The 9,104-nt window shown below is 59.1% G+C and carries 11 protein-coding genes and 1 pseudogene; 9 read left to right on the forward strand and 3 right to left on the reverse strand.

Annotated features, from left to right (window positions below; genetic code table 11):
- From FBZ97_RS34650 to FBZ97_RS34005, 3 genes are all read left to right on the forward strand, one after another.
- Positions 1-196: hypothetical protein (locus FBZ97_RS34650; RefSeq protein ID WP_210248777.1), on the forward strand; the 196-nt coding region annotated here is incomplete at its 5' end.
- 190 nt (positions 197-386) lie between these two features.
- Positions 387-683, forward strand: coding sequence for a DUF1778 domain-containing protein (locus tag FBZ97_RS34000; protein ID WP_145324644.1), 297 nt, complete (start codon positions 387-389; stop codon positions 681-683).
- On the forward strand, positions 680-1,177 hold the full coding sequence (locus tag FBZ97_RS34005) for a GNAT family N-acetyltransferase (protein ID WP_113396041.1): 498 nt from the start codon (positions 680-682) through the stop codon (positions 1,175-1,177). Before FBZ97_RS34000 ends, FBZ97_RS34005 begins: the two co-directional genes overlap by 4 nt.
- Positions 1,178-1,286: 109 nt before the next feature.
- Here FBZ97_RS34005 and FBZ97_RS34010 read toward each other — a convergent pair whose 3' ends face one another.
- Positions 1,287-2,093 (reverse strand): helix-turn-helix transcriptional regulator, encoded by an 807-nt coding sequence (locus FBZ97_RS34010; protein ID WP_145324646.1) that lies wholly within the window; start codon positions 2,091-2,093, stop codon positions 1,287-1,289.
- Positions 2,094-2,191: 98 nt separating this feature from the next.
- Here FBZ97_RS34010 and FBZ97_RS34015 point away from each other — a divergent pair, with 98 nt between their 5' ends.
- On the forward strand, positions 2,192-3,103 hold the full coding sequence (locus tag FBZ97_RS34015) for a DMT family transporter (RefSeq protein WP_145324648.1): 912 nt from the start codon (positions 2,192-2,194) through the stop codon (positions 3,101-3,103).
- A gap of 352 nt (positions 3,104-3,455) precedes the next feature.
- Here FBZ97_RS34015 and FBZ97_RS34020 read toward each other — a convergent pair whose 3' ends face one another.
- Positions 3,456-4,316: a LysR family transcriptional regulator gene (locus FBZ97_RS34020; protein ID WP_145324650.1), complete on the reverse strand. Its 861-nt coding sequence runs from the start codon at positions 4,314-4,316 to the stop codon at positions 3,456-3,458.
- 138 nt (positions 4,317-4,454) lie between these two features.
- Here FBZ97_RS34020 and FBZ97_RS34025 point away from each other — a divergent pair, with 138 nt between their 5' ends.
- The 5 genes from FBZ97_RS34025 (at position 4,455) to FBZ97_RS34045 (ending at position 8,641) form a co-directional block, all read left to right on the forward strand.
- Positions 4,455-5,207, forward strand: coding sequence for an alpha/beta hydrolase (locus FBZ97_RS34025; protein WP_145324652.1), 753 nt, complete (start codon positions 4,455-4,457; stop codon positions 5,205-5,207).
- A 182-nt stretch (positions 5,208-5,389) separates the two neighbouring features.
- Positions 5,390-6,292 (forward strand): NAD(P)-dependent oxidoreductase, encoded by a 903-nt coding sequence (locus FBZ97_RS34030; RefSeq protein WP_145324654.1) that lies wholly within the window; start codon positions 5,390-5,392, stop codon positions 6,290-6,292.
- Positions 6,289-7,113: an oxidoreductase gene (locus FBZ97_RS34035; protein ID WP_145324656.1), complete on the forward strand. Its 825-nt coding sequence runs from the start codon at positions 6,289-6,291 to the stop codon at positions 7,111-7,113. Before FBZ97_RS34030 ends, FBZ97_RS34035 begins: the two co-directional genes overlap by 4 nt.
- Before the next feature lie 50 nt (positions 7,114-7,163).
- The gene (locus tag FBZ97_RS34040) at positions 7,164-8,012 is read left to right on the forward strand and encodes an alpha/beta hydrolase (protein WP_145324658.1); all 849 of its coding nucleotides are present in this window, start codon (positions 7,164-7,166) and stop codon (positions 8,010-8,012) included.
- A 98-nt stretch (positions 8,013-8,110) separates the two neighbouring features.
- Positions 8,111-8,641, forward strand: a complete 531-nt coding sequence (locus FBZ97_RS34045) for a VOC family protein (RefSeq protein ID WP_145324660.1) — start codon at positions 8,111-8,113, stop codon at positions 8,639-8,641.
- Between the two features lie 322 nt (positions 8,642-8,963).
- Here the strand turns inward: FBZ97_RS34045 and FBZ97_RS35005 are convergent.
- Positions 8,964-9,104, reverse strand: a pseudogene (locus FBZ97_RS35005) (LacI family transcriptional regulator); the annotation flags it as partial.

The raw sequence follows: 9,104 nt of genomic DNA on the forward strand, positions 1-9,104 counted from the left end.
TAAACTGCTCCTCCTGAGCGAGTGTTTTGATGCAACCTCACTCTGCCAGAGCGGCGGCCGCTGTTCACTCCTCATGGGATCTAAAGCCGAAGGGGAGCTTCATTACCCGCCCCCGCTCCGCCCTTTCAACCCGGCCCAGCCGGTCGGACCGGGGGCTGATCGTCAGAACAAGAAGACCCTGTTGTCGCGTTTCTAACCGGCTGACCACGTCGCAGCCCTATCCAGCTTTGACAACAACGCTCCGCTTAATTAAGAGACCGGTTTTCAATCGCTTAGCGCATTAAGCGCCGCGAAAATTGGATTGCGCGAAATATGTAACGACAATATCTATACGAGCCTTGTAAAGATATTGTCGTTACGCTATATGGGGGCAAAAGGAGTTTCCAATGCCGAACTCACATACAAGCAAAAGCCCGGACGCAAGCGTGCCGCTGAATATGCGGATCAAGCCTGCGACCCGCAACTTGATTGATCGCGCCGCTGAGTTGCTTGGTAAAACGCGAACGGATTTCATGCTGGAGGCGTCCGAGCGCCGAGCAGAGGAAGTGCTGCTCGACCGCACTATCTTCACGGTAAGTCCCGAAATCTATGCTGAATATCTTGCTCGGCTCGATGCACCCACGCAGCCCAATGAGCGTTTAGCACGCACCATGTCGACCAAAGCACCGTGGGATGAGGCGTGACCCTCAGCGCACCGGCACCCCTGGCCGATCATCACCAGCTGGCCGAGTTTAATTCCGGTGTCCTTGAGTTGGACGACTGGTTGCGACGTCGCGCGCGTTCTAATCAAACGAGCGGCGCATCGCGGACCTTCGTCGTGTGCGAGGAGAGCCGCGTCATTGCCTATTACGCGCTCGCTTCCGGCGCTGTCAAACAGCCGGAAGCGCCTGGCCGTTTTCGGCGCAATATGCCAGATCCAATTCCGGTCGCTGTGCTTGGTCGCCTCGCCATTGATCAGTCCTACCAGGGGCGTGGTCTCGGCAGGGCATTAGTGCGCGATGCGGGCCTGCGCCTGCTCAATGCCGCTGAAGTACTTGGCATCCGAGGCATGCTGGTTCATGCGATTTCAGATGACGCACGAGCCTTCTATGAGGCCGTGGGCTTTCTGTCTTCTCCGTCCGACCCCATGATGCTGATGGTCGGATTACATGACCTCAATCAGGCGCTGAACCCTTAAGCGAAACTCATCAGTAATTTCGGTTGGATGCATTCTATTTCTGCTCTAAGTCGCTGTATTTGCGGCAGAAGGTCCCGGACCTCAAATGAGGCCGCGGGTTCGATTCCGCTCAAGAGCCAAGTGCATTGCGGCGATCAGCGCTGATCTTCCTGTATAGCGTAGGTCGCAAATTCATTGGGCTCGTTCCGGTCTGTCGCCGGAACATAGTGATGAACGCGGAAGAACTGTTATATCCTAGGATCTTTGCGACAGATTGCACTGATCTGCCGTCTTCGATCAGTGACAGCGAAGCAATCAGCTTCAGCCTTTGTCGCCATTCGTTGAACGATATGCCGAGATGTCCGCTGAAGCGGCGTGATAGGGTTTTTTCCGTGGTTTGAAGAGATCGTGCCCATTCTGATAGGGAGCGGCGGTCGCTCGGATCCGCCTGCAGCGCGTCGATCAGCGGCTGCAGCAGATCGTCGCCCGAGACGGGCAGGAAGCTCTCGCGCCTTGGCGCGTTCAGCAACTGATCGATCAGGACGAATGCAAGCCGCCGATCCGCATCCGTCTCCGGCACCGTTATCCCACGTATGGCAAAATCAGCAAGGATCGCCTTGATGAGTGGGCTGAGCTCGAGCGTGCAGGCTGTTTCGGGCATGCCGACGCAGAGATCGCGGTCGATATAAATCGAGACGAATTTAACGTTTTCACGGTTATGGCAGGCGTGTAACGCGTTAGCGGGTATCCATGTTGCGTAATGAGGCGGACAGAGAAAACGCCTTCCCTCAACCCGCGCTTCCATTACGCCGCTGACAGCATAACCGACCTTGCACCAGGGTTGCCTTTTCTCCTCAAAGACGGCACCGGCCCCATAGCTTTCCGTGCGGAATGACAGAGGCGCCGGATCTTTGCCGACAGGAATGACAGTCTTCATCCTTCGTCCTATCGTCGTAACTCAATGTCCTTTTATCGCTATATATCGCAAGAAAGACTTTTGCTAGGCAGGAGCCGATACGAACAAGGAGGCTCGAAATGCCTATCAAATATCTGCTCTTCTCGTTGCTGGCAGTCCTCATCTGGGTGGGGAATACCATCGTCAGCAAGCTGGCCGCAGGCACCATTGCGCCCGGCACTATTGCGTTCGAGCGCTGGTTCATCGCATTCGTCATCTTGACGCCGCTGGTCGGACGGGATGCCTGGCGCCAGCGTCGGACAATCGCGTCCCACTTGCCCAAGCTCATCCTGCTCGGCCTGCTGGGCATGGCTGCATGCCAGGGCCTCGGATATTACGCCGCCGGATTCACCACGGCCACCAACATGGCCATCATGCTCTCGCTCGTGCCGCTGCTGACGTTGATCCTCGGCGCAGTTTTCTTCCATGAGAGGCCCTCCAGCCTTGCGGTGATCGGTGGCGTTGTTTCCTTGTCCGGCATCTTTGTCGTTCTCAGCCACGGCGATCCATCGAGGCTTCTGTCGGAGGGAGTGGGGCGCGGCGATGCGATGATGCTGGTCGCGGTTCTGGCTTATGCCGCTTACGGCATTCTTCTGAGACGCTGGGCCATTCCGCTTGCCACCTGGACGTCGATTTATGTGCAGATCGGTGCCGCGGTCGTGCTGCTCGTCCCAAGCTATCTGCTGTCGGCCCCATCCGGTTTGAACCTGTCAAATACGGCCATGGTGCTTTACGCGGCAATCCCCGGTTCAATCCTTGCGCCATTCGTTTGGATGTCGGCGGTAAAGCATCTCGGCGCGGCCCGCACGGCGATCTTCATGAACCTGATCCCGATACTTACCGCCATCGTTGCGGCCATCTTTCTCGGCGAGACCTTGTATGTCTACCATCTTATTGGTGGCGGCATGACGGTGGCGGGTATCATCCTCGTGCAGCGGAAATCTGTCCGCGAACGGTCAGACCAGAGGACAGTGGCGACGAGAGCTCAATAAGTAGCAGGCCGAAGACCGTGGCTATAAGACGCCGGGCTGCCCGCTCCACCTCCACTATGGTGGTCCCTTGCCTCGTGGTTTCATTTGGCGGGCTCCTGCCGCCGTAGACGATACCTCCAGCCAGCAAAGATATTCCGCGGCTTGCTTGTACACGGACAGAACGATACGACGATACCGCAATGGCTTCGACACCCACTGCAGCCTAGCTCGGCGGCACGCGTTTCAAAGTCGAACTCGAGGTCGAACCGGGCGTCGGTCGCACCATTTCGTAGACAGGCGCGGCTAACTCAATCGCAAGCGGCGACCGATCGGCCTATTTTCGAGCAGTCTTGAATCATCTCCGGGCTGCTCATCATGCGGTCGCGCTCACGAGATGGTTCGATACCGTCGAGATGAACGCACGAAGACGCTGAAGACGTCGTAGGTCCCGGTGATATCCCATCCAGATGTCTCGCGCCGGCGGCGGCATCGGCAGTTCCAGTCTGCGGATACCCGCGATTTGATCGCCGACCACGCGGGGCAGGACGGCGATCCCGACGCCTTGCCGACACATGCGGCCCTGGACGTTACGGTTGTTCGATCGCAGGACCGGTCTCGCGTTGGGGAAGCTCTCGGTGAGCCAAGCGATATCGGGAAACTGCCCTGTCGACGTATCGTGGGTGATCAGCCGGAAGCCAGCCCCATCGCCATATTTAGGATCAGGTGATTCCTCGGCGATGTAGACGCCGTATTCAAGCCTGAAGAGGCGCCGCTGAACGACATCGGCGGTGTTGAACGGGACGATACGAAAAGCGACGTCGGCCTCGCGCTGGGCGAGGTTGAACAGGCGCGTGCCGGTCAGGATCTCGACATCGACATTGGGATAGGCGTTCGAGAAATCCGCCAGTATGGGAGGCAGCACGTAGGCCCCGAACCAGTCGGCTGATGAAACGCGCAGACTGCCTTTGAGATTCTGCTCCTGCCCCGCAAGCCGGCGTTCCATGGCCAGCGCGCCTTCTTCCATCTGCTCCGCCAGCGCGATGATCCCGTGGCCCTCTTCGGTCAGGACAAGACCGTCCGCGGTCCGCTGGAAGAGCGTGTGGCCGATCGCCTGCTCAAGTGCGCGCAGGCGCCTGCCGACGGTCGGATGGCTTGTCTGAAGAGAACGCGCCGCGCCGCCGAGCGTGCCGGATCGCGCAACCGCAAGAAAGATTTTGACGTCACTCCATTCCATCGCGGCACCCTTACAAAACTGAACGCCGAGAATACATTTTTGTCACTTAAAGAACAAATCTAAGCACCTAGATTCCCACCATCGGCCCATCGGCCCATCTCTCGTGTATCACCTCATGTCCTTCGGAAGGAACGGCAAATGTCCCTCAAGTCTCTCTATCTCGGTGCTGCGGCTCTTGCAGTGGTGTTCGGCGCGCCGTCCGCTTTCGCGCAACCGGCCCAAAATGTGATTTTGGTCCATGGCGCGTTGGTCGATGGCAGCGGCTGGAGGGGCGTTTATGAGCGCCTGGTGGCCAAAGGCTTGAAAGTCACGGTCGTCCAGGAACCGAATACTTCGCTGGCGGACGATGTTCAGGCGGTTCACCGCGCTATCGAGCAGCAAAATGGGCCGATCGTCCTCGTTGGCCACAGCTATGGTGGTCAAATCATCACCGAAGCCGGCGTCGACCCAAAGGTTTCGGCACTTGTCTATGTCGCGGCCATCGTCCCGGATGTTGGCGAGAGCGTAGGCGATCTGTTTGAGAAGTGGCCGAGTCCGACCGCGGACGCGTTCAAGTCGACGTCAGACGGTTTCCTGCTGTTCGATCCAGCGAAGTTCCGGCTGGGATTCGCCGCTGACCTCTCCAAGGCCGAGACGGATTTCATGGCTAACTCGCAGGTGCCGGTATCAGCGAAGATCCTCGGAACCAAGACGCAACACGCGGCCTGGAAGACCAAGCCGAGCTACGGCATCGTGGCCGGGCTGGACATGGCTGTCGCCGTCGAGGCGGAGCGATCCCTGTACAAGCGGGCAAGTGCGAAGGTCACCGAGGTGCCCGGTGCCAGCCATGCGGTTTATATCTCGTACCCGCGCGAAGTCGCCGACGTCATCGCCGAAGCGGCGAGCAAATGATGCCGATGCCTTGATGTTCAGGCTCAGGGCTGCGGATGTTTCGTGACCCATGCGCCGAAGCCACTCCTGTGGTTTCGGCATCGCGATCGGCCAACTCATTGGCGCAGGTCTCGGTCTGACGATCGCCCGGCGGCTGGGTCCGACCCTGCGCCAGCTCTCATCCGAACAACAGGAGATAGAACATGCAGATCGGATTTATCGGTCTCGGCAGTATGGGCTCGGCAATGGCCCTGAACCTAGTGAAGGCAGGCCATGACGTTTGGGCCTGGAACCGTAGCAAGGTCGCCCGGGATAGTGTCCCCGGGGTGACGCTTGTCGAATTCGCGGCGGATGCATTCCAGGCTGATGCAGTCTTTACGATGCTATCCGACGACGCTGCCATTCGAGAGGTGATCCTCGATGCCGGCCTGCTCGCAAGCGCGCAACCAGGGCTGACCACCCATGTTGTCACATCAACGATCTCGGTCGCTTTCGCGCGAGAACTGGAGCTGCTGCACGAAGAGGCGGGCATTGGCTATGTGTCCGCACCGGTTCTCGGACGACCGAACGTAGCGGCGAGTGGCCAGCTTAACATCCTGGCGGCCGGGAAGGCCGATGCAATTGCCGCGATCGAGCCGCTGCTCGCTCCCCTCGGCAAAAAGGTCTGGAAGTTGGGGGAGAACCCCGCTCGCGCGAATGCGGCGAAGCTCGCCTGCAACATGATGATCGCCATGGCTATCGAGGCGATGGCGGAGGGTGTCGTGCTGACCGAGAGCGTCGGCCTCGACAGCGCGGATTTCTTTGAACTCATCCTGGGCACCCTGTTCTCGGGCCGCGCCTATGAGAGCTACAGCACGCAGATCACGGAACGGTGCTTCGAGCCCGGCTTTAAGGCCAAGCTCGCACTCAAGGACATCCGCCTGGCAACTGAGGCCAGCAACGAGATCGGACGCACGCTCCCGATGCTCGAAGCTATCCGCGAGGGGCTCGACAAAGCCGTTTTGGCGGGCCTCGGCGAAAAGGATTGGTCGATCATGGCCGATATGACGGTTCGTGGCGTCGATAGCTTGGCGTTACCTGAAACCAACGCGGAGACAAACCAATGAAGACTTGGCTCATCACAGGCTGTTCAAGCGGCTTTGGCCAGCGGCTCGCGCTTGCTGCGGCACAGCGCGGCGATCGGGTCATCGCGACGGCCCGCAATGTCAAAACGATTGGAGAAATGGCTGAGCCTTTTGCCGGCCGCATGATCACCTTGCCGCTTGACGTGACGGATGCGGCGGCAGCCAAGGCAGCGGTCGCGAACGCGGTCGAGACATTCGGCGGTTTTGACGTGCTCGTGAACAATGCCGGCTACGGTCTGTTCGGCGCGATCGAGGAAGGTACGCCCGAAGAATATCGGCCGATGTTCGAGGTGAACGTGTTCGGGCTGATCGAAACCACCAGAGCCGCTCTGCCTGTCCTGCGACGTTCGGGCGGAACGATCGTCAACATGTCGTCCGGCGCAGGCATCGCCGGCAGCGGCGGTGGCGGATATTACAATGCCGCCAAGTTCGCCGTGGAAGGGATTTCCGAAGCGCTCGCTGACGAGCTGAAGCCGTTCGGCATCCGCGTGCTGATCGTCGAGCCTGGTCCGTTTCGCACCGATTTCCTTGGTCGTTCGATCACCATAGCGGCCAAGGAGATGCTGGAATACGCCGCGAGCTCGCGCAAGCACTATCGCGAAACCAACAACGGCAATCAGGCGGGCGATCCCGACAATGCGATCGCGGTGATCCTGCAGGCAGTCGATGCTGACAACGCTCCGCTTCATCTGCCGCTCGGCCCGATCGCGCATTCGATCGCTGAGCGCAAGCTGGCTTCCTTCCGCCGCGATATCGACGCCTGGCGCGACATCACGATCGCGACCGATTTCGACCAGCCCTGAGCGCTGGCCGCAAGCTCTGTTTGAATGTCAACCTCGATTGGAAAGGGATCATGATCGCAACTTTGAAGGGGTTTACCCAGCAGCTGGTGCCAGTGAACAGCATCAAGATCAACGCCGTCACGGGAGGCTCCGGTTCACCGATCCTTCTGCTTCACGGCTGGCCGGAAACGTGGTGGGAATGGCATCACGTGATGCCGCTGCTGGCCGAGCATTTCAGCGTCGTGGCCATGGATCTGCGCGGCGCGGGTTTTTCCGACTGCCCGCTTGACGGCTATGACAAGGCGACGATGGCGCGGGACGCGCACGAGGTCATGGTTGCACTTGGGCATGAACGCTACGCCGTGTGCGGCCATGACATTGGCGGAATGGTGGCGTTGCGGCTGGCCGCAATCTATCGAGAGGCTGTTACCCACCTGGCCGTCCTCGACGTTCCCCTTCCCGGCTGGACACAATGGGAGGCGATGACAGCGAGGATCTGGCACTTTAGCTTCCATATGAACCGGGATCTACCCGAGCGCCTGATTCATGGCCGTGAATATGACTATGTTTCGGCCTTTATGGCGGAGCGGTTCTACGATCACAGTGCCTTCAATCCGGAGGACGTCGAGATCTACGCCAAGGCGATGGCTCTCCCGGGCCGCACGCGAGCTAGCATGGAGTGGTATCGCACCCTCACCGCTGACCATGCGGCCGCGCTGGAGTACAAAAAGCAGCCGCTCGAGATACCGGTACTGGGTCTCGGGGGCGAGCAGCGCTTCGGTGCGCATATGGTCTCGATGCTCAAGGAGTTCGCCAGCAATGTGACGGGCGGCTCGATTGAGCGGTGCAGCCACTATGTCGCGGACGAGCGGCCGCATGAAGTGGCGGCCGCTCTGATCGATTTTCTCAAGGCCAATTGAAAACTGCGGTCGCCCCGCCGTGAGGCGGGGGATGGCGCCATTGCGGGCGAGTTGCGCCCGATCGCGTTCGATCGAATAAATGAGAAAGGAAGACTATCATGACTGCACCTAAAGTTCGCGGCGTCAATCACATCGGCATCACGGTGCCTGACATCGAAGCAGCAAAATCGTTCCTGGTGGAAGCATTTGGCGGTCAAGTAATCTATCAGTCCTTTGGACCGCAGGACCCACCGCGGCAAGGACCCGAATTCGAGCGGGCCACTGGCGCTCTCCCTGGAACGGTTGTGCGTGCGCAGGCGATGGTCAAGATCGGAACCGGACCGGACATTGAACTCTTCGAAATGCATGGCCCCGAACAAGCCCAGCCGGTTCGGGCGAGCGACTTCGGCATTACGCACTTTGGTGTCTACACCGACGATATCGACGCATCGGTCGAGCGCTTCGAAAAGGCCGGTGGCACGTCTCTTACCGCGCCACGCGCTATTCCCTACGCAACCGAAAAAGGTCCTGGAAACAAGGTCTGCTATTGCCGCATGCCATGGGGCACGACCGTGGAATTCATCACCACGCCCGACCGCATGGGCTATCACGACCAAACGAATCTGCGCAGGTGGCAGGACGAGGAATGAGCGTAAGCTTTGAAATGCATGGGCGCGCCGAAAGCTTTTAAGAAAAAGGATGCAGGAGATCTATCACGGCGAAATGTCCAAGCACATGGACGTGTTCCGGACTGTTAAAAACGAGCTGTTTCCGAAGGGAACCTATGCGTGGACTCGGACGGGTGTCTCCGAGCTCGCCCACCCGGGACTTCTGGCTGAGGTGAAATGTGTTGCCGTCGAGCGATAACGGAACCTATATGTCGCGAACCATCCCTTTACATTGAAGCAGAGAAGTTACAACCGCTTAGAGAATCCGAGGCAGCGGACTCTGGTTTCAACTCTCTTCAAGAGCTTACAGTGTAACAGATCGCGTCGACTTCCTGGGTATGAGCGTCGGAGCCGATACCCGAATACGGTCATCTGGCGATATTGCGTCGCTTCCCAATAAATCGAGCGCATTCGCAGCAATCTGCTCGAAGGGCACCCGCAGGGT

This window comes from Rhizobium sp. ERR 942 (genome assembly GCF_007828395.1).
GTDB lineage: Bacteria > Pseudomonadota > Alphaproteobacteria > Rhizobiales > Rhizobiaceae > Rhizobium > Rhizobium dioscoreae.